Source organism: Streptomyces sp. NPDC050534 (assembly GCF_044457745.1).
GTDB lineage: Bacteria > Actinomycetota > Actinomycetes > Streptomycetales > Streptomycetaceae > Streptomyces.
In genome coordinates this window covers 525,359-543,915 of record NZ_JBITHF010000002.1, presented here as the reverse complement: position 1 = coordinate 543,915, position 18,557 = coordinate 525,359, and the positions used below count along the sequence as shown (strand labels likewise).

General features: G+C 72.0%; 20 protein-coding genes. 6 read left to right on the top strand and 14 right to left on the bottom strand.

Annotated features, from left to right (window positions below):
- Window positions 1-52: 52 nt before the first annotated feature.
- The 3 genes from ACIBN2_RS07980 to ACIBN2_RS07970 all read right to left on the bottom strand — a co-directional run bounded on the left by ACIBN2_RS07980 (window position 53) and on the right by ACIBN2_RS07970 (window position 2,694).
- Window positions 53-634 (bottom strand): sugar kinase, encoded by a 582-nt coding sequence (locus ACIBN2_RS07980; protein WP_399133362.1) that lies wholly within the window; start codon window positions 632-634, stop codon window positions 53-55.
- Window positions 631-1,779 (bottom strand): ROK family glucokinase, encoded by a 1,149-nt coding sequence (locus tag ACIBN2_RS07975; RefSeq protein WP_399133955.1) that lies wholly within the window; start codon window positions 1,777-1,779, stop codon window positions 631-633. Before ACIBN2_RS07975 ends, ACIBN2_RS07980 begins: the two co-directional genes overlap by 4 nt.
- 177 nt (window positions 1,780-1,956) lie before the next feature.
- Entirely contained in the window at window positions 1,957-2,694 is a 738-nt protein-coding gene (locus ACIBN2_RS07970) for a GntR family transcriptional regulator (RefSeq protein ID WP_399133954.1), read from the bottom strand.
- 129 nt (window positions 2,695-2,823) lie between these two features.
- Between ACIBN2_RS07970 and ACIBN2_RS07965 the strand changes: the two genes are divergently transcribed.
- Window positions 2,824-3,846: a Gfo/Idh/MocA family oxidoreductase gene (locus ACIBN2_RS07965; RefSeq protein ID WP_399133361.1), complete on the top strand. Its 1,023-nt coding sequence runs from the start codon at window positions 2,824-2,826 to the stop codon at window positions 3,844-3,846.
- Here ACIBN2_RS07965 and ACIBN2_RS07960 read toward each other — a convergent pair.
- The 4 genes from ACIBN2_RS07960 to ACIBN2_RS07945 form a co-directional block, all read right to left on the bottom strand.
- Window positions 3,839-4,339 carry a hypothetical protein gene (locus ACIBN2_RS07960; RefSeq protein ID WP_399133360.1) on the bottom strand — a complete coding sequence of 167 codons (501 nt, stop codon included), beginning with the start codon at window positions 4,337-4,339 and terminating at the stop codon, window positions 3,839-3,841. The two genes, ACIBN2_RS07965 and ACIBN2_RS07960, sit on opposite strands and share 8 nt — an antisense overlap.
- A 34-nt stretch (window positions 4,340-4,373) precedes the next feature.
- On the bottom strand, window positions 4,374-5,558 hold the full coding sequence (locus tag ACIBN2_RS07955) for a cytochrome P450 (RefSeq protein ID WP_399133359.1): 1,185 nt from the start codon (window positions 5,556-5,558) through the stop codon (window positions 4,374-4,376).
- Between the two features lie 69 nt (window positions 5,559-5,627).
- A complete protein-coding gene (locus tag ACIBN2_RS07950) occupies window positions 5,628-6,308 on the bottom strand; it encodes a response regulator (RefSeq protein WP_399133358.1) in 681 nt (226 codons plus the stop codon).
- Between the two features lie 50 nt (window positions 6,309-6,358).
- Window positions 6,359-7,606 (bottom strand): sensor histidine kinase, encoded by a 1,248-nt coding sequence (locus tag ACIBN2_RS07945; protein WP_399133357.1) that lies wholly within the window; start codon window positions 7,604-7,606, stop codon window positions 6,359-6,361.
- 179 nt (window positions 7,607-7,785) lie between these two features.
- Here ACIBN2_RS07945 and ACIBN2_RS07940 point away from each other — a divergent pair, with 179 nt between their 5' ends.
- On the top strand, window positions 7,786-7,986 hold the full coding sequence (locus ACIBN2_RS07940; protein WP_399133356.1) for a hypothetical protein: 201 nt from the start codon (window positions 7,786-7,788) through the stop codon (window positions 7,984-7,986).
- Between the two features lie 59 nt (window positions 7,987-8,045).
- On the opposite strand, the gene ACIBN2_RS07935 is transcribed toward ACIBN2_RS07940, so the two are convergent.
- The 3 genes from ACIBN2_RS07935 to ACIBN2_RS07925 form a co-directional block, all read right to left on the bottom strand.
- Window positions 8,046-8,450, bottom strand: coding sequence for a ribonuclease domain-containing protein (locus ACIBN2_RS07935; protein ID WP_399133355.1), 405 nt, complete (start codon window positions 8,448-8,450; stop codon window positions 8,046-8,048).
- A gap of 123 nt (window positions 8,451-8,573) precedes the next feature.
- Window positions 8,574-9,185, bottom strand: a complete 612-nt coding sequence (locus ACIBN2_RS07930; RefSeq protein WP_399133354.1) for a dihydrofolate reductase family protein — start codon at window positions 9,183-9,185, stop codon at window positions 8,574-8,576.
- 86 nt (window positions 9,186-9,271) lie between these two features.
- Window positions 9,272-10,081 (bottom strand): AIM24 family protein, encoded by an 810-nt coding sequence (locus ACIBN2_RS07925; RefSeq protein ID WP_399133353.1) that lies wholly within the window; start codon window positions 10,079-10,081, stop codon window positions 9,272-9,274.
- 120 nt (window positions 10,082-10,201) lie between these two features.
- Here ACIBN2_RS07925 and ACIBN2_RS07920 point away from each other — a divergent pair, with 120 nt between their 5' ends.
- Entirely contained in the window at window positions 10,202-10,948 is a 747-nt protein-coding gene (locus tag ACIBN2_RS07920) for an SDR family oxidoreductase (protein ID WP_399133352.1), read from the top strand.
- 57 nt (window positions 10,949-11,005) lie between these two features.
- On the opposite strand, the gene alc is transcribed toward ACIBN2_RS07920, so the two are convergent.
- Together alc and allB are read right to left on the bottom strand one after the other, a co-directional pair.
- Window positions 11,006-12,121, bottom strand: coding sequence for an allantoicase (gene alc / locus ACIBN2_RS07915; RefSeq protein ID WP_399133351.1), 1,116 nt, complete (start codon window positions 12,119-12,121; stop codon window positions 11,006-11,008).
- A 38-nt stretch (window positions 12,122-12,159) separates the two neighbouring features.
- Window positions 12,160-13,500, bottom strand: a complete 1,341-nt coding sequence (allB, locus tag ACIBN2_RS07910) for an allantoinase AllB (RefSeq protein ID WP_399133350.1) — start codon at window positions 13,498-13,500, stop codon at window positions 12,160-12,162.
- A 253-nt stretch (window positions 13,501-13,753) separates the two neighbouring features.
- Between allB and ACIBN2_RS07905 the strand changes: the two genes are divergently transcribed.
- A complete protein-coding gene (locus ACIBN2_RS07905) occupies window positions 13,754-14,551 on the top strand; it encodes an IclR family transcriptional regulator (protein ID WP_399133349.1) in 798 nt (265 codons plus the stop codon).
- An 80-nt stretch (window positions 14,552-14,631) separates the two neighbouring features.
- Here the strand turns inward: ACIBN2_RS07905 and ACIBN2_RS07900 are convergent, their stop codons facing one another.
- Window positions 14,632-14,946 carry a DUF5955 family protein gene (locus ACIBN2_RS07900; RefSeq protein WP_399133348.1) on the bottom strand — a complete coding sequence of 105 codons (315 nt, stop codon included), beginning with the start codon at window positions 14,944-14,946 and terminating at the stop codon, window positions 14,632-14,634.
- A gap of 186 nt (window positions 14,947-15,132) precedes the next feature.
- Between ACIBN2_RS07900 and ACIBN2_RS07895 the strand changes: the two genes are divergently transcribed.
- Window positions 15,133-15,732, top strand: coding sequence for an NTP transferase domain-containing protein (locus tag ACIBN2_RS07895; RefSeq protein ID WP_399133347.1), 600 nt, complete (start codon window positions 15,133-15,135; stop codon window positions 15,730-15,732).
- A 184-nt stretch (window positions 15,733-15,916) separates the two neighbouring features.
- Window positions 15,917-17,551 carry a malate synthase A gene (gene aceB, locus ACIBN2_RS07890; RefSeq protein WP_399133346.1) on the top strand — a complete coding sequence of 545 codons (1,635 nt, stop codon included), beginning with the start codon at window positions 15,917-15,919 and terminating at the stop codon, window positions 17,549-17,551.
- A gap of 87 nt (window positions 17,552-17,638) precedes the next feature.
- Here aceB and ACIBN2_RS07885 read toward each other — a convergent pair whose 3' ends face one another.
- A complete protein-coding gene (locus tag ACIBN2_RS07885; RefSeq protein WP_399133344.1) occupies window positions 17,639-18,544 on the bottom strand; it encodes a HipA family kinase in 906 nt (301 codons plus the stop codon).
- Window positions 18,545-18,557: the final 13 nt, after the last annotated feature.

Sequence of the window (18,557 nt, the reverse complement as noted above, 5' to 3'; positions counted from 1 at the left end):
CTACGGGCGGGGTCTGACAATCGGCTCCGGCGTCGGAGACCGGGCGTGCCCGCTAGGGAACCGTGCGGGAGACGACGTAGAAGAACGGGTTGTTCCTGTTCCCGAAGCTCACCATGACGTCCTGAGTGGGCTTCGGGCCCTTCTGCTTGTGGACCAGGCCGTACCAGGGGCCCGGGCTGGTGAAGTCCCAGCCGGTGATCTTCTGGTCGCGGGCGCTGATGGTGATCTCGCCCTTCTTCAGGTCGGACCGCTTGACGCCCATGTCGTTCAGGAAGACGTCCAGGTTGGCCAACGGCGTCTGGAACTGGACGTAGAGCCGGCTGGTCTTCCAGTTGTTGGTCTCGTAGGCCGCGACCTTGCCCGACGGGTGCGGCATCGGCACCTGGTAGAGGCGGCGCTGCACCTTCGACGGCCAGCCCTTGGTGAGGCCGGTCGCCGCGTACTTGGCCTCCTTGTCCTTGCCGCTGTTGCGGCTCTGGTTGGCGGAGATCGCCAGGTAGCCGGCCGGGACGCCGATGAGCAGCACGATGATGAGCAGGGTGAGCGCCCGGCGGCGGATCTTGTGACGGCGGTCCTCGGGCGGCCGGGGCTGCTCGCCGGAGGACGCGGACTGGTGCGGCAGGGAGGCCGTCATGCGCTGTCCCGCGGGGAACGGCGGGCCTCGGTGTAGCGCGCGTAGCGCTCGTGCCGCTCGACCCTGCGCCGGTTGGCGCGGCGGAACCGGCGGGCGACCAGACGGGCCAGGTCGGCGGCGCCCACCATGCCCGCCTCGGGGCCGAGCTGGGCGCGGACGATGCGGGCCTCGGGGCGGTAGCCGCGACCGGTGAGCTGGCGCTTGAACGCGTCGCGCGCGGGAGCGATCAGCAGGTCGTCGGCCGCGGACACGCCGCCGCCGATGACGAAGCAGGACGGGTCGAGGGCCGCGGCCAGGTTGGCGATGCCGACGCCGAGCCACTGGCCGATGTCCTGGAGCAGCTCTATGCACATCGCGTCGCCCTCGCGGGCCAGCTCGGTGATCATCGGGCCGGTGATGTCGCCGATCTGCCCCTTGACGTGCTCGATGATCCCGTACGCCACCGGGGAGTCGGCGGCGGCCAGCTCCTTGGCCTCGCGGACCAGCGCGTTGCCGGAGCTGTACTGCTCCCAGCAGCCTCGGTTGCCGCACGGGCAGCGGTGGCCGCCGGGCACGACCTGCATATGGCCGAACTCGCCCGCGACGCCGTACTTGCCCCGCTTGACCTGGCCGTCCTCGAGGATCGCGCCGCCGATGCCGGTACCCAGCGTGATCATGACCAGGTGGTCCTCGCCGCGGCCGGCGCCGAAACGCCACTCGGCCCAGGCGGCGGAGTTGGCGTCGTTGTCCACCAGGACGGGCACGGCGAGCCGGCCCGCGATGCGGTCGCGCAGCGGCTCGTTGCGCCAGGACAGGTGGGGCGCGAACAGGACGCGGTTGCGCTCGGCGTCGACCCAGCCGGCCGCGCCGATGCCCACCGCGTGCACGTCGTGCCGGTCGGACAGGTCCAGCACCAGCTCGACGATGGTGTCCTCGACGACCTTGGGGCTCTTGGACTTGTCCGGCGTCTCCGTGCGGACCTTCTCCAGGATGTTGCCGTCGGCGTCGACGACGCCCGCCATCACCTTGGTGCCGCCGATGTCGATGCCCACCGTCGGCACGCGGGGCGCGGTCAGGTGCGAGCGGCGCTCCCGCGTGCCGACCGTGCGCAGTGCCGGGGCGCGGCGGGAGCCTATGGGGGCGGTGAAGTTGCCGTAGGTGCTCATCAAGGCCCGATTCTGCCGCACGCTCACGCTGTGTGCCGAATGGGGCGGTGGCGGGGGGTGCGCCCTCGCCGCCGGGTGCGGGTGGGCTCGGGCTGGTCACGCAGTTCCCCGCGCCCGCCGGAAACAGGGTGTTGCATTGTCCGCACATTGTGTCGAACCGGGCGGCGGCTGATCCCTTTACGGCCGTACCAGCAGCTGGAACTCGAACGAGTAGCGCGACGGGCGGTACGTGTGCGTGCCGTACTCGACCGCGCGGCCGGTGTCGTCGAAGGTGACGCGCTGCATGGTGAGCAGGGGGGCGCCCTCGGGTTCGGCGAGGCGCTCGGCCTCGGCGGCGGTGGCCGCGCGGGCGCCGATCGTCTGGCGGGCGCTGTGCAGGGTGATGCCGACGGCGCGCATCATCCGGTACAGGCCGGTGGCCTCCAGCTGCCCGGTGTCCAGGTCGAGCAGGCCGGGCGGGATGAAGTTGCACAGGTAGGCCATCGGCTCACCGTGCGCGAGGCGCAGCCGCTCGACCCGGTGGACATCGCTGTCCTCGGCCACGTTGAGGGCGGCCGCGACCTCGGCGGTCGCGGGGACGACCGTGTTGACGAGCACTCTGGTCGCGGGGCGCTGCCCGGCCGCCTCCAGGTCGTCGTAGAGGCTGGAGAGCTCCAGGGGACGCTTGACCTGGCTGTGCACGACCTGCGTGCCGACGCCGCGGCGGCGCACCAGAAGGCCCTTGTCGACGAGCGACTGGATGGCCTGGCGGACGGTGGGCCGGGACAGGCCGAGCCGTGCGGCCAGCTCGATCTCGTTGCCCAGCAGGCTGCCGGGCGTGAGCGCGCCGTGCTCGATCGCGGCCTCCAGCTGCTGGGAGAGCTGGAAGTACAACGGCACCGGAGAGCTCCGGTCCACGCTGAGCTCGAGCGACACGGTGGGGTCCACTTCTGGTTTCGGCACGGGGCGAGCGTAGCTCCACGCGTTGTTGACGGGAAGTTGTGTAGTCCGATTGTCCGGACATATGCATTGACAGCGTGCGCACGGAACCCTCACTTTGTTTCCATGCGCATCGGGGTCATCGGTACGGGGCGGATCGGCGCCATTCATGCGAACACGCTCAGCCGCCATCGCGACGTGGGGTCCTTGATCCTCACGGACGTGGATCCGGCGCGGGCCCAGGAGCTCGCCCGCCGGCTCGGGGAGACGGCGGCGCCGGGGGTGGACGAGATCTTCCGTTGGGGCGTGGACGCCGTGGTGATCACCACCGCGACCGCGGCCCACGCCGAACTGATCGGTCGGGCAGCACGCTCGGGGCTCCCGGTGTTCTGCGAGAAGCCCATCGCACTCGATCTGCCGGGCACACTGCACGCGATCGGCGAGGTCGAGGCGGCCGGGACCATCCTGCAGATGGGGTTCCAGCGCCGCTTCGACGCGGGCTACCTGGGCGCCCGGGACGCGGTGCTCTCGGGCCGGCTCGGGCGGCTGCACACGGTGCGGGCGCTGACGTCCGACCAGAGCGCTCCCCCGCCCGCGTGGCTGCCGCTGTCCGGCGGGCTGTACCGGGACACGCTGATCCACGACTTCGACGTGCTGCGCTGGGTGACCGGGCGCGAGGTCGCCGACGTGTACGCGGCCGGGTCCGACGCGGGGCCCCCGATGTTCCGCGAGGCGGGCGACGTGGACACCGGCGCCGCGCTCCTCACCCTCGACGACGGCACGCTCGCCACGGCCACGGCGACGCGGCTGAACGGCGCCGGCTACGACGTCCGCATGGAGCTGGCCGGGGAACTCGACCAGATCGTGGTCGGCCTGGACGACCGGACGCCGATCGCCTCCACCGAACCGACCGGGCCGCCCGCCGCGGACAAGCCGTGGACCGGCTTCCTGGAGCGCTTCGGGCCCGCCTACGAGGCCGAGCTGGCCGCGTTCGTGGAGGTCGTGATGGGGCAGCGGGCCAACCCGTGCGACGGCCGCGAGGCCCTGCAGGCGCTGCGGATCGCCGAGGCGTGCGAGGTCTCCAGACGGGAGCGCAGACCGGTGGCCCTGGCGGAGATACCGGGGCGGGCCGAGACCGCGTTCAGGTGAGCAGGCGGACGGCGGGGGCCGTGGTGTCCGTGGCCAGCAGCGCGTCGCAGTGGGCGCAGCGCAGTTCGCAGGGCCGGACCAGGTTGGTCTGGACGCTGTTCTTGCCGGGTTCCTTCGTCTTCGGGCAGTAGTAGCCGACGTGCAGCCGCACCCAGGGGTGGCTGGTGGGCGCCTGGCCGCGCCGGCCGTCGCGCGCGTCCTCGAAGGGCGCCCACCAGAAGTCGACGAGGGCCCGCAGCGCCAGCCGGTCCGCGCCGGACGTCGCGTCGTACGCGGCGATCCGCCCCGCCGTGTAGTGGCGCTGGAACCCGCTGCGGCTGCCCGAGCACAGGGCCCGCTCCGCGCCGCGCTCGTAGACCGTGGTGCGGCCGGTCCGCTCGCAGACGAAGCAGTCCACGCTGAACTCCAGCTTGGAACGCCAGTGCAGATTGTGGAAGTTGTCGCCGCCGAGCTCTCCTGTCAGCTCGGCGGTGATCTCCGCGGTGCGCAGCACGCCTGCCCCCTGAATGCTTCCGGATCAGGGAGTTCTACCAGCGCACCGGCAGACTGCGCACCCCCCGCATCAGCATGCCGGGGAGCCACTCGCCGGGCGGGCCGTCGAGGGCGAGGCCGGGGGCGCGCCGAAGCAGGGTGCGTATCGCCGTACGGGCTTCGAGGCGGGCCAGGGGGGCGCCCAGGCAGTAGTGGACGCCGTGGCCGAAGGCGAGGTGGCCGCGGGTGTCGCGGCCGAGGTCGAAGCGGTCGGGGTCGGGATAGCGCAGCGTGTCCCGGTCGGCCGCGGTGAGGCCGACCATCACGGCGTCGCCCCGGTCGATCTTCGTGCCGCCGATCTCCAGGGGCTCGGCGGCGAACCTGAACGTGGCGTTCTCCACCGGTCCTTCGTGGCGCAGCGTCTCCTCCACCGCCTGGTCGACGAGGCTCATGTCGGCGCGCAGGGCGGCGAGTTGGTCCGGGTGCCGGAGCACCGAGAGGATGCCGCTGCTGATGAGGTTGACCGTCGTCTCGTGCCCCGCGACGAGCAACACGAAGGCCATGCCGCGCAGTTCGCCCGCGGAGAGCCGGTCGCCGTCCTCGGCGGTGGTGCGGATCAGGTCGCCGAGCAGGTCGTCGCTCGGTCCGGCGCACCGCTTGTCCTCGATCAGCTCGGTGAGATAGGCGGCGAGCCTCACGAACGCGTCGTGCTCGCTGTCCACGCCGGTCGGCGCGACCGCCTCGGTCGACATCGCACGGAACGCCGTACGGTCCATCTCGGGCACGCCGAGCAGCTCGCAGATGACGGTGATGGGCAGCGGGTAGGCGAACGACTCCACGAGATCGGCACGGCCGTGCGGCAGCATTCCGTCGAGCAGTTCGTCGGTGATCTCCTGGACGCGCGGCCGCAGTTCCTCCACACGGCGCATGGTGAAGGCGCGCGAGACCAGTGCGCGCAGGCGCGTGTGCTGGGGCGGGTCGGTGCCCAGCAGGTACTTGCCGATCAGCTCCTCGTCGAGGAACACCATGCCGATCTTGCCGGCGTCCTTGGACAGCCGCGGGTCGGCGAGCGCGGCGCGCGCCTCCTCGTAACCGACGACGAGCCAGGTCTCGTGGTGCTGGTCGGGCACCGGCAGCCGCACCCGGTGCACCGGGCCGCGCTCGCGCAGCCGCGCGTACACGGGGTGCGGGTCCGTGCGGAACCCGTCGCCGAACTCCCCCAGGTCGATCGCTTCCGCCATGCCCGCCCCGTCCCGCCCGTCCCCCGCCGGTCTTCCTCCCGGTACATGGCCAACGCACGGCGGGTGCCGCTAGTGCCCGTTGGGCTCCGGTTCCTCCAGAAGCCCCGCGTCGTAGGCCAACAGGGCGATCTGGACACGGTTGTTGAGGTCGAGCTTGGCCAGGATGCGGGAGACGTGGGTCTTCACGGTGGCGACGCTCATGAACAGCGTGGCGGCGATCTCGGCGTTGGACAGGCCGCGGCCGACCGCGACGGCGACCTCGCGCTCACGGTCGTTGAGGGCGCCGATGCGCACGCGCGCGTGCGTGCGCCGGGTGTCGGCGGCGTTGCCCACCGCGTGCTCCACCAACTGGCGTGTCACGGTGGGCGACAGCACGGGGTCGCCGTCCGCGACCCGGCGCACCGCGTCGACGATCTCGGCCGGCGGCGTGTCCTTGAGGACGAATCCGGCGGCACCCGCGCGCAGGGCGCGCAGCACCTGCTCGTCGGCGTGGAAGGTGGTGAGGACCACGACCTGGGGCGCGTCCTTGCGGCCCCGCAGCCGCTCGGTTGCCGTCAGGCCGTCCACCGACGGCATCCGGATGTCCATGAGGACCACGTCCGGGCGGGTGCGGTCGACGAGTGCCTCGACCTCGGTGCCGTCGGCGGCCTCCCCGACGATCTCGATGTCGTCGGCCCCGCCCATCATCAGGGACAGGCCGGCCCGCACCAGGGGATCGTCGTCCACGAGGAGCACTCTGATCGCAGTCATGGGCCTTACGTAATCACGGCGGGCGGGTCCGCCGCGCACGGGTCGTGTCATCACCACGGCAGCCAGGCCCGTACCCGGAACCCCCCGTCCGCCTCCGGCCCGTGTTCCAGCCGGCCGCCTGCCAGCGTGGCCCGTTCGGTGAGCCCGATCAGGCCCTGCCCGGAGCCGGGGACGGCCGGTACCTCGCCCTCCGGAGCGGGATTGCGCACGTCGACCACGAGGCCGTCGCCCGGGGCGCCCGTGACGGAGACGGTGACCTCCGTGCCGGGGGCGTGCTTGCGGGCGTTGGTCAGAGCCTCCTGGGCGATGCGGTACGCGGTGCGGCCCACGGAGGAGGGAACGTCGGCGGGGTCGCTGACGCGGCTCGCGAGGGTGACCTTCATGCCGGCCTCGCGGCACTCGGCGACCAGCGCGTCCAGCGCGGCGAGCGTCGGCTGGGGGCGGCCCGCGTCGTCGGACTCGCCCGCGCGCAGGACGCCGATGATCTCCCGCAGGTCCTGGAGGGCCTCGTGCGCGCTCTCGCGGATGACGCCGGCCGCCCGCGCGATCTCCTCCCGGGGCGCGTCGGGCCGGAACTCCAGGGCGCCCGCGTGCACGCTCAGCAGGGTCAGCCGGTGCGCGAGGACGTCGTGCATCTCGCGGGCGATGGCCTCGCGGGCCAGCCGCTGCGCCTGCTCGGCGCGCAGCTGGGCCTCTGTCTCGGCCCGCCGGGCGCGCTCGCGCAGGCTCATCATGAGCTGGCGCTTGGAGCGGACGAACATGCCCCAGCCGATGACGGTGAGGGTGGCCAGCTCCGTGAAGGCGACGGCTCCCCCGTACGGCAGGTCGGGGTCCGGGCGCAGCCAGAACTGCAGCGGGATCTGCACGATCGCGATGGCGCCGATCCAGGCGACGTAGCGGAAGGGCCGGTGCACGGCGAGGGTGAACAGGACGACCGCCCCGGCGCCGCCCGCCGTGTTCGACACCAGGCCGACCGGGATCATCGCGATGGCGAGCCCGAGCGGCCAGCGGCGGCGCAGCCACACCGCGGCGCAGGCCAGCGCGCCGAGCAGCTGGTCGACGACGGCGAGGGCGTGCGGGGTGTGGGGGTCGTTGCTGAGGGTGTCGGCGGCCGCGAGACCGAGGGCGACGGCGAGCAGGAAGCAGGTGAAGTCGACGACCCAGTCACGCGCGGTGCGCCGGGGCCGCCGCCCGGTCCGCTCCACGTCGGGGTCGAGCTCGTGCAGCAGGGCCGAGGGGAACAGCCATCTGCGCCCTATGACCCCCACCGCGGCCGGCGTCGCCTTGTCCTTGCTCACGGTCGACAAATCTACGCAGGAATGCCCGGCGTCACCGCTCCGGACGGGGTATCCCCGACCAAAGTCGCACCACCGGAGACTTTCGGCGCACGCGGCCCGCGGGGCGGGGGACTTCCGGCGGGCACGACTCGCCCCGCGGCCGATGTCCGTGGGGGGACCGCGGGGCGAGGCTCGGAGCCATGAGGCAGCTGCTGGAGGTACTCGGTTTCGTCGCCCTGGTGCAGGGCGTGCTGGGCCTGGTGCACGAGTTCACCGACTGGCATGTCGGCCTCGTGCAGCGGCTCGGCTTCCTCGACGGCCACGGGATCTACGCGAGCGTCACGCTGGTGGTGCTGGCGTTCGCGCTCTTCGCCGCCGCGGAGAGCCGGAAGTCCGGCTGACTGCGGACCGGACTTCCGGCTGATCTCGCCGTTCCTCGTGCCGAGCGGGGGAAGTTCGCTCAGCAGTCGAAGTCGACCAGGTCGAACGTGGCGTAGTGGTCGGACGTGTAGTAGTCCTCCTGGGCCTGCTCACCGGTGACGATCCGGCGGGCGCCGCGGGTGGGGGAGCCGGGCGTGACGACCGTGTACTCGTGGTAGTAGCCGGACGACTGGCTGGGCAGGACGCCCTCCCGGTTCGAGAAGACGGTGCCGTCCTGGTCGTACGGGTACGGGCCGCCCTGCGCGATCAGGTCCAGGGTGTCGTGCGCCTGTGAGGGGAGGGCGCCGTAGCAGATGCCGCCGACCGAGGCGGCGGAGGCGACGGATGCGTCCGCCGTGCCGGCGGAGACGGTGCCGCCCACGAGGAGGGCGGACAGGAGCGCGGCTGCGGCGCTGATACGAGTGATGCGTGGGGGGATGTTCATGACCTCATGATGACGCGCGTAGACAGTGGCATGTCAATGTCAAGCCCGGAGATTTTCCTTTGACGCCCGATGAGTTTTCCGCGAGTTAACCTGCCCGCGGCGGCCTCACCGGGCGTGGCCGGGTCACGCGTAGGAGCCGTACTCCGGGCGTCCGGCCAGGTCGTACGTCTGGATGGACACGCCCGTGGAGGTGATGCTCCCGCCCGCGTGCCGGAACCGGGTCGGCGGGGCGCCCTCCGCGAAGAAGCGCAGGCCCGTGCCGAGCACCACCGGGAACGTCAGCAGGTGGAGCGTGTCGACGAGGCCGAGCGCCAGCAGGGACTGCACGAGCGCGCCGCTGCCGTGCACCTGGAGTTCGCCGTCGGTGCGCTCCTTGAGGGCGGTGACCTCCTTGGCGAGGTCGCCGCCGATCACGGTGGTGCCCGCCCACCCGGGGTCCGTGAGGGTGGACGAGGCGACGTACTTCGGCAGGCCGTTCAGCTTGGCCGCGATCGGGTCGGCCGGGTCGGTCGTGTTCGGCCAGAAGGCGGAGAAGATGTCGTACGTACGGCGGCCGAGGAGGAACGCGCCCGGGCGGCCGAACACCTCGGTGACGAACCGTCCGAAGTCGTCGTCGCCGAAGGGGAAACTCCAGCCGCCGTGCTCGAAGCCGCCGCGGGTGTCCTCCTGGGGACCGCCGGGTGCCTGGTAGACGCCGTCGAGGGTGACGAAGATCGTGGAGACGAGCTTGCCCATGGCGGGTGCCTTCCTGGTGCGGGGTCTGCTGTCATCACCTCAGACCCCGCCGGGACCCGCAACTCATCGGCCGGCCGTGCGGTCGCTCATCCCTGGTGGGTGGAGAACAGTCCGCCCGTCGGGCCCTGCTTGTCGCCGCCCTGGGCCTTCCGCAGGGCGTTGGCGAGGCTCTCGATGGTGAGGGACTGGAGGATCACCCGGCCGTTGCCCTCCAGGGTGGCGAGCGACAGTCCCTCGCCGCCGAAGACGGCGTTCATGAGCCCCTGGCGGTTGAGGCCGCCGACGCGCTGGACGCCGTACTGGATGCCCTCCTCGAAGGCGACGACGCAGCCCGTGTCGACCTCGATACGGCCGCCGAAGTCGGCCGGGTTGAGGTCGATGAAGTTGCCCGCGCCCGCGATGATCACCGTGCCGCGGCCGGTGAACTTCTCCAGGACGAAGCCCTCGCCGCCGCTCATGCCGGTGCGGCCGCCCTGGAAGGCGATGCCGAAGTCGACGGTGGACTCGGCCGCGACGAAGGCGTCCTTCTCGGCGAACCACGCGCGCGTGCCGTCGAGTTCGAGGGCGCGCATCTCACCGGGGAGCACGCCGGCGAAGCCGACGGTCCCCTCGCCGCCCTGGGCGCCGAAGTACTGGAACGCCATCGACTCGCCGGCCAGCATGCGCTGGCCGGCCTGCATGGCGGTGCCCATGGCCTGACGGAGCATGCCGCCCATACCGCCTCCGCCGCCCTGCGGCTGGCCGCCGTTGGACGGGCCCGACAGACGGGTCTCCATGGTCACGTTCGTCGTCTTGAAAAGGAACTTGCCGGCCTCGCAGTACACGGTCTGGCCGGGGCTCAGGCTGACGACCGCCATCTGCATGGCGTTGCCGACGATCTCTTGCTGAAGGGTCACGGGAGGAGAACGCGGGAGGTGGAGCGAAGAGTTCCGGCCCGACCCGGTGTGTTTCGGCCACTCGATTTCGGTGTCCGCCCGCCGCCAGCACCCGCGGGCGACGGCCGCTGGGATGGAGCCATGACGACGACTTACGGAACGCTCGAAGGCAAGGTCGCCCTGGTCACCGGCGGCAGCCGCGGCATCGGGGCGGCGACGGCGGTACGGCTCGCCCGGGAGGGCGCGGACGTGGCCCTCACCTATGTGAACGGCGAGGAGGCGGCGCAGGACGTCGTGCGGCGGATCGAGGCGCTGGGGCGCCGGGCGGTGGCCCTGCGCGCGGACGCCGCGGACGCGGACGAGGCGGCGGGGGCGGTGGAACGCGCCGCGGAATCGCTGGGCGGACTCGACGTGCTGGTGAACAACGCGGGCGTGGGCGTGCTCGGCCCGCTGGACGGGCTGACGCTCGCCGACGTCGACCGGGTGCTGGCGGTGAACGTCCGTGGCGTGTTTCTGACGTCCCAGGCGGCGGCCGCGCGGATGCCGTCCGGCGGGCGGATCGTCACCGTCGGCACGTGCATGACACAGCGGGTGCCGGGCCCGGGCGGCACGCTGTACGCGACGAGCAAGGCGGCGCTCATCGGCCTCACGAAGGCGCTCGCGCGCGAGCTCGGGGCCCGCGGGATCACGGCGAACATCGTGCACCCGGGGCCGACGGACACCGACATGAATCCGGCGGACGGGCCGTTCGCGCCGGACCAGGCGGCGATGACGGCACTGGGGCGGTTCGGGACGGCGGAGGAGGTGGCGGACACGGTCGCGTACCTGGCGGGGGCGGACTACGTCACCGGGGCGGAGTTCGCGGTGGACGGCGGACACTCCGCCTGAACCAGCGCGTGGGGCGCGCTTCCGCCGTCCGGCCGGTGCGCCCCACGCGCGTGCGCGTCAGCCGCCCAGTTCCTGATGCCTGGCCGCGAGGCCCGTCGCCCCGGCTTCCGTCAGGGAGCCGTACAGGCGCAGGCGGGAGATGCCGCCGTCGGGGAAGATGTCCACGCGCGCGTGCGTGCCGACGGCCGGGGCCGCGAGGACGAAGCGGTGGTTGGTGTCGGGCTGCAGGCGGGTGCGCGGGAGGACCTCGCGCCACTCGCCGCTCTCGCCGTCCTGCACCGAGACCGACGCCCAGCCCGCGCTGTTGCCCTTCAGGTACGCCGTGTCGATCTCGACGGCGCGGATCTCGGACTGGGCCGCGAGGCCGTAGCGGATCCAGTCGTTGCCCTGGTCGCGCCGGCGGCGGGTCTCCCAGCCGTCGTCCATCTTGCGGGAGCGGCCCGGCTGGATGGTGTTGGTGGCCGGGGAGTAGAAGAGGTCGGAGGCGTCCTCGACCCGCCCGCCGTTCTCCAGCGCGACCACGTCGAACGTGCCGAGGGTCCGCAGCCACTCCGGGTCCGGTACGACCTCGCCGTACACGCGCAGGCGCGCGATGCCGCCGTCGGGGTGCTGGTTGACGCGCAGGTGCGTGAAGCGCTGCTCGGCCGAGACGGCGAAGCCGTTGGCGGCGTGGCCGCCGACCGGGGTGCGCGGGACCAGCGTCGTCCACTTCACGTCGTCCCCGAGGAGTTCCTCGGGCGACGGGGAGCCGGGCACCGACGTGGCCTCGACCGACACCGCCTGCGGGTAGTTGCCGCGGAAGTGGGCCGTGTCGACGACGATCCCGCGGATCACTCCGGGCGCGCCCAGGCGGACCAGCGCCCAGTCGTGGTCCTCCGCGGTCGGCCACGGGTGGCCGGCGGAGGCACCGCGGCGGCGGCGCGTCTCCCAGCCGTCCATGATCTTGCCCTTGTGCCCGAAGTGCTCGGGATCGAACTCGGCCGGCCCGGGCACCAGCAGGTTCTCCCGCTGGGCGAAGAACTCGTCGTTGGCGGCGATGACACCGGCGCCGAGCTGCCGGTCGGCGAGGTTGGCGTACTGGGTGAAGGGGAGGTCGGCGGTGCGGTAGTCCGCGTACGGGTCGCCTCCTCCGTAGGGGTTCGCGTCACCGGTGAAACTCGGTATCGCCGTCACGTCGTTCCTTTCGTTCTCGCCGCTGCGGTGCGGGTGGATCAGGAGGTGCGGGTGAGCAGCCGGCCCTTCGGGGCGGTGAACTCGCCGCCGGCGACGATGCGTTCGCCGCGCAGCCAGGTGGACTTGACGACGCCGTGCAGGGTCTTGCCCGCGTACGCCGTCACGCGGTTGCGGTGCTGGAGGGCCGCCGGGTCGACGGTGAAGGTCTCGTCGGGCGCGAGGACCGCGAAGTCGGCGTCGCGGCCGGCCTCGATGGCGCCCTTGCGGGTGTCCAGGCCCACCAGTTCCGCCGTGCGCGACGACATCCAGCGGACCACGTCCTCCAGGCCGTGACCGCGCTTGCGGGCCTCGGTCCACACCGCCGCCAGGCTCAGCTGGAGGCCGGAGATGCCGCCCCAGGCGGTCGCGAAGTCGTGCGTCTTGAGGTCGGCCGTGGAGGGCGAGTGGTCGGTGACCACGCAGTCGACGGTGCCGTCGGCCAGCGCCTGCCACAGCAGGTCCTGGTTGGCGGCCTCGCGGATGGGCGGGCAGCACTTGAACTCGCTGGCCCCGTCCGGGACTTCCTCGGCGGTGAGGGTGAGGTAGTGCGGGCAGGTCTCGACGGTGATGCGCACGCCCTCCGCCCTCGCCTCGGCGATCAGCGGCAGCGCGTCGGACGACGACAGGTGCAGGACGTGCACGCGCGCGTCGAACCGCTTGGCCTGCGCGATCAGTTGGGCGATCGCCGTGTCCTCGGCGTCGCGCGGGCGGCTGGCGAGGAAGTCGGCGTACCTGGGGCCGCCGTGCTGCGGGGCGGCGTCCAGGTGGTGCGGGTCCTCGGCGTGCACGATCAGCAGACCGCCGAAGGAGGCGATCTCCGCCAGGGACTGCGCGAGCCGGTCCTGGTCGAGGTGCGGGAACTCGTCCACGCCCGACGGGGACAGGAACGCCTTGAAGCCGAAGACGCCGGCCTCGTGCAGCGGGCGCAGGTCCTTGGCGTTGTCCGGCAGGGCGCCGCCCCAGAAGCCGACGTCGATGTGTGCCTTGTCGGCGGCGACCTTCTGCTTCGTACGGAGGTTGCCGACCGTCGTCGTCGGCGGCAGGGAGTTGAGCGGCATGTCCACGAGGGTGGTGATGCCGCCGGCCGCCGCCGCGCGCGTGGCGGTCCAGAAGCCCTCCCACTCGGTGCGGCCGGGGTCGTTGACGTGCACGTGCGTGTCGACCAGGCCGGGCAGCAGGACGTCGTCGCCGAGGTCCTCCAGGCGGGCACCGGGCGGTACGGCGGCGTCATGGGGAAGGACGGCCGCGATCTTCCCGCCGGTGACCGCGACGGACGCGGCGCGCGTCCCCTCGGGCGTGACGACGCGCGTCGAGCGCAGCACCAGTTCTACGTCGGACACCCGAACCCCTCTCAGCCGCCGCGAGGTACTTCCACGGAACGGATTTCAACGTTCTGTTGAAGGAGTCTTCACTCCCGGTTCCGAGCCGTCAAGGGCACACTTCTTCAGAGTGCGCCTTCCGCATCGACTCTGGACGTTTCCACAAAGCGGAATTAGACTTCCGGCAAGCAGAACGTAGCTATGCACAACCAGGGAGTCAACCGACTGCCGGGTAGGCTTCAGCGACTCCCCGCCAGTCCGAAAGGAACGCGCCGTGCCGACGTCCAGCGCCAGCACCACCGACTCCGCCAGGTCCAACGGCGGCGGAGTCCAGTCACTCGAGCGCGCCTTCGACCTGCTGGAGCGGATGGCCGACGCGGGCGGCGAGGTGGGACTGAGCGAACTGTCCGCGAGCAGCGGGCTGCCGCTGCCGACCATCCACCGCCTGATGCGCACCCTCGTGGCCTGCGGATACGTCCGCCAGCAGGCCAACCGCCGGTACGCCCTCGGCCCGCGCCTGATCCGCCTCGGCGAGTCCGCGGCCCGTCTGCTCGGCACCTGGGCCCGCCCGTATCTGGCCCGCCTGGTCGAGGAGACCGGCGAGACCGCGAACATGGCGCTGCTCGACGGCGACGAGATCGTCTACGTCGCCCAGGTGCCGTCCAAGCACTCGATGCGCATGTTCACCGAGGTCGGCCGGCGGGTCCTGCCGCACTCCACGGGCGTCGGCAAGGCCCTGCTCGCGAACACCCCGGACGACGAGGTGCGCGCCCTGCTCAGGCGCACCGGCATGCCCGCCGCGACGGACAAGACGATCACCACCCCGGAGGGGTTCCTGGCCGCCCTGGAGGACGTGCGCCGGGCCGGCTACGCGGTCGACGACAACGAGCAGGAGATCGGCGTCCGGTGCCTCGCGGTCTCCGTGCCCAACTCCCCCACCGCCGCCGCCATCTCGATCTCGGGCCCGGCGGGCCGGGTCACCGAGGCGGCGACGGACACCATCGTCCCCGTGCTCCAGCAGGTGGCGTCGGAGCTGTCGGAGGCGCTGGCGAGTTCGGGGCCGACCGCCTGAAGCGTGCCGCACGCGGCCCGACGGGCCTCACCGAGCACCTGACGGTCTCACCGAGCAAATGTTCCCGTAGCGCAAATCCTTCAGTCGCGCGGCGGGTCCCCGAACAGGTCCACCGCGTCGCGCACGTCCGACAGCCCCCGGGCCAGCGCGCTGACCGAGCCGATCGCGCCGGCGATCAGCAGCAGCGAGCGGCGCAGGCGGCGGATCTCGGGGGCGCCGCCGGTCGTCATCGCGGCGAGGGCGGCGAGTTCCTCCTCGGCGATCCCGCGGTCGGGGAACTCGGCGGGATGGGCGGCGAGTTCGCGACGCAGCCGGGACACGGCGGCCCGCAGTCCGGCCACCCTCGGGTCCTCGTCGCTGCCGATCACTGACCTCTGCCCCAAGCTCCGCAACACAGCTCTCCCCCCTCGCACGCCCTTGTGCGCAGTCACACGTGACCCCGCCGAACACACCGAGGCACTGGTCGGGTGCCGGGGTCGCGGGTCAGTAAACGCCACCGGATGCGGGCCGCGCCACAGTGCGGACGGAAATTCAGCCCCCGGAAACCGGGCACTCGCCCTCGCGTCAGGTATGCAGAACACATGACGGAGAACGAAGACCGGATCGCGGGACTGCTGCTCGCGGCGGGTGGCGGGCGCCGGCTCGGCGGACGCCCCAAGGCACTGCTGCAACACCGCGGACGGCCACTCGTCGAACACGCGGTCGGAGTACTGCGCGCGGCCGGCTGCTCCCGCGTCCATGTGGTGCTGGGGGCGCGGGCCGACGCCGTACGGGAGCGGGCCGAACTGGAGGGGTGTGTGCTCGTGGAGAACCCCGAGTGGGAGCAGGGCATGGGGTCCTCGCTGCGGGCCGGGCTGGCCTCGCTCGCCGCGACGGGGGCCGGCGCCGCGGTCGTCTCGCTCGTCGACCAGCCGGGGATCGGCCCCGAGGCGTTCGGCCGGGTACTGGCCGCGTACCGGGACGAGACGTCACTGGTGTCGGCGGCCTACGACGGCGTCCGCGGGCATCCCGTCCTGTTCGGCCGCGCCCACTGGGCGGGCATCGCCGAGACCGCGACCGGGGACCGCGGGGCCCGCGCCTACCTCAAGGCGCACGCGCCGGCGATCACGCTCGTCGAGTGCGGGGACGTGGCACGGCCGTACGACATCGACACGGCGGCCGATCTGGTCCACCTTGAGTGAACGGGATGGCACTGAGCGCCACCTTCCCTCGACCCGGAGAATCTCGATATCAACAAACCATTGAAGTTCCACGATGAGGAAACTAGTATCCACTGTTCAGAAGCGCCCTACCGCTCCAGGGGCGTTCCTCGCCGTACCCGGTTCGACTGGCACCCGGTGCCACCGCTGAAGGAAGTGACAGCTCATGTCCGCACCAGCGCCGTCCCCGCTGGCCATCGTCGACGCCGAACCCCTGCCGCGGCAGGAGGAGGTCCTCACCGACGCGGCCCTCGCCTTCGTGGCCGAGCTGCACCGGCGGTTCACCCCGCGCCGTGACGAACTCCTCGCCCGCCGTGCGGAGCGCCGCGCCGAGATCGCCCGCACCTCCACGCTCGACTTCCTCCCGGAGACCGCCGCGATCCGCGCGGACGACTCCTGGAAGGTGGCCGCCTGCCCCGCGGCGCTGAACGACCGCCGGGTCGAGATCACCGGCCCCACCGACCGCAAGATGACCATCAACGCCCTCAACTCGGGTGCCAAGGTGTGGCTCGCGGACTTCGAGGACGCCTCGGCGCCGACGTGGGAGAACGTCGTCCTCGGCCAGGCCAACCTGATCGACGCCTACAGCCGCAGCATCGACTTCACCGACCCCGCGTCCGGCAAGTCCTACGCCCTGCGCCCGGACGAGGAGCTCGCGACGGTCGTCATGCGCCCGCGCGGCTGGCACCTGAACGAGCGCCACCTCGTCGACGCCGACGGCAGCCAGGTGCCGGGCGCCTTCGTCGACTTCGGCCTCTACTTCTTCCACAACGCCCAGCGCCTGCTGGACCTCGGCAAGGGCCCGTACTTCTATCTGCCGAAGACGGAGTCGCACCTCGAGGCCCGCCTGTGGAACGAGGTGTTCGTCTTCGCGCAGGACTACGTCGGCGTACCGCAGGGCACGATCCGCGCCACCGTCCTGATCGAGACGATCACGGCCGCGTACGAGATGGAGGAGATCCTCTACGAACTCCGCGACCACGCCTCGGGGTTGAACGCCGGCCGCTGGGACTACCTGTTCTCCATCGTGAAGAACTTCCGTGACGGCGGCGCCAAGTTCGTCCTGCCGGACCGCAACGCGGTGACGATGACCGCCCCGTTCATGCGGGCGTACACCGAACTCCTCGTCCGCACCTGCCACAAGCGCGGTGCGCACGCGATCGGCGGCATGGCGGCCTTCATCCCCTCGCGCCGGGACGCCGAGGTCAACAAGGTCGCCTTCGAGAAGGTCCGCGCCGACAAGGACCGTGAGGCGAACGACGGTTTCGACGGCTCGTGGGTCGCCCACCCCGACCTGGTGCCGATCGCCATGGAGTCCTTCGACAAGGTCCTGGGCGACCGGCCCAACCAGAAGGACCGGCTGCGCGAGGACGTCCACGTCGAGGCCGCTGACCTGATCGCGATCGACTCGCTCGACGCGAAGCCCACCTACGCGGGCCTGGTCAACGCCGTTCAGGTGGGCACCCGTTACATCGAGGCGTGGCTCCGTGGCCTCGGCGCGGTCGCCATCTTCAACCTCATGGAGGACGCGGCCACCGCGGAGATCTCCCGCTCGCAGATCTGGCAGTGGATCAACGCGGGCGTGGAGTTCGAGCACGCCGGGACCACCGTGAAGGCCACGCCGGAGCTGGCCCGCGAGGTCGCCGCCGAGGAACTCGACAACATCCGTGCGGAGATCGGCGAGGAGGCCTTCGCGTCGGGTCACTGGCAGCAGGCCCACGACCTCCTGCTGACGGTCGCCCTCGACGACGACTACGCGGACTTCCTGACGCTGCCGGCGTACCAGCAGCTCGAAGGCTGAGCCTGCCAGGAGACAGCTTGTCCGAGTGGCCCCGGGTTCTGCCCGGGGCCACTCGCTCGCGTACGGCCTGCCGCACCCGGGCGTCCCTCATCCCAGATGGACCGACCAGTCCTGTTCCGCCGCCGGCTTGCCGTGCAGGTCGGGGACCCGCTTCAGCCAGTCCGGACGGCCCTGCTGCGTCCGGGCCGCGCGGGCGGCCTCCTCGGCCGCGAGCTGGTCACGGCCCGGGAAGTCGGTGGGGAGCCACTGGTCAGAGGCCCGCACCCGCGCCAGCAGATAGCCGATGTACGCCTCGCGCATCTCGTCGGGCGTGCCGAAGTCGGTGAGCCAGGGGTCCGGGACCATGGCGAGGATCTCCCGGAGCAGCTTCTCGTCCACTCGGGGGGCGAGCTCGGCGTCGGCCGCGCGTGTGTCCGGGCCGTACAGGCCGAGGGCGTGGTGGCGGAAGTCGTACGCCTTCTGGGGCGCCGAGGTGTCCCAGCGGTGGTGGAAGACGAGTGCGGCGCCGTGGTCGATCAGCCACAGGCGCGGGGGCACGGTGCCGAGCGTCGGCCAGACCATCAGGTTGGCGCTGTGGACCGTTCGGTCGACGTTCACCGTCAGGGCGTCGAGCCAGACGATCCGGCCCGCCTCCACGGGGTCGACCGGGAAGACCCTGGCGATCTCCGGGGTGAAGTCCTTCGCGCCCGGCAGGAAGTCCATGCCGAGGTTGACTCCCGCACTGGCCGCGTGCAGGTCGCGGACCTCCTGGTGCGGCTCGTCGCCGGCGATCGCCGGGTCGAAGTGCACGAGCACCAGCTCGGGGAAGCGCAGTCCGAGGGCGCGGGCCAGTTCGCCCACGATGACCTCCGCGACCAGCGCCTTGCGGCCCTGTGCGGAGCCGGTGAACTTCACGACGTACGTCCCGAGGTCGTCGGCCTCGAAGACTCCGGGTACGGAGCCGCCCGACCGCAGTGGGGTCACGTATCGAACGGCAGTCACGTCGCGCAGCACACCCGCCAGGGTA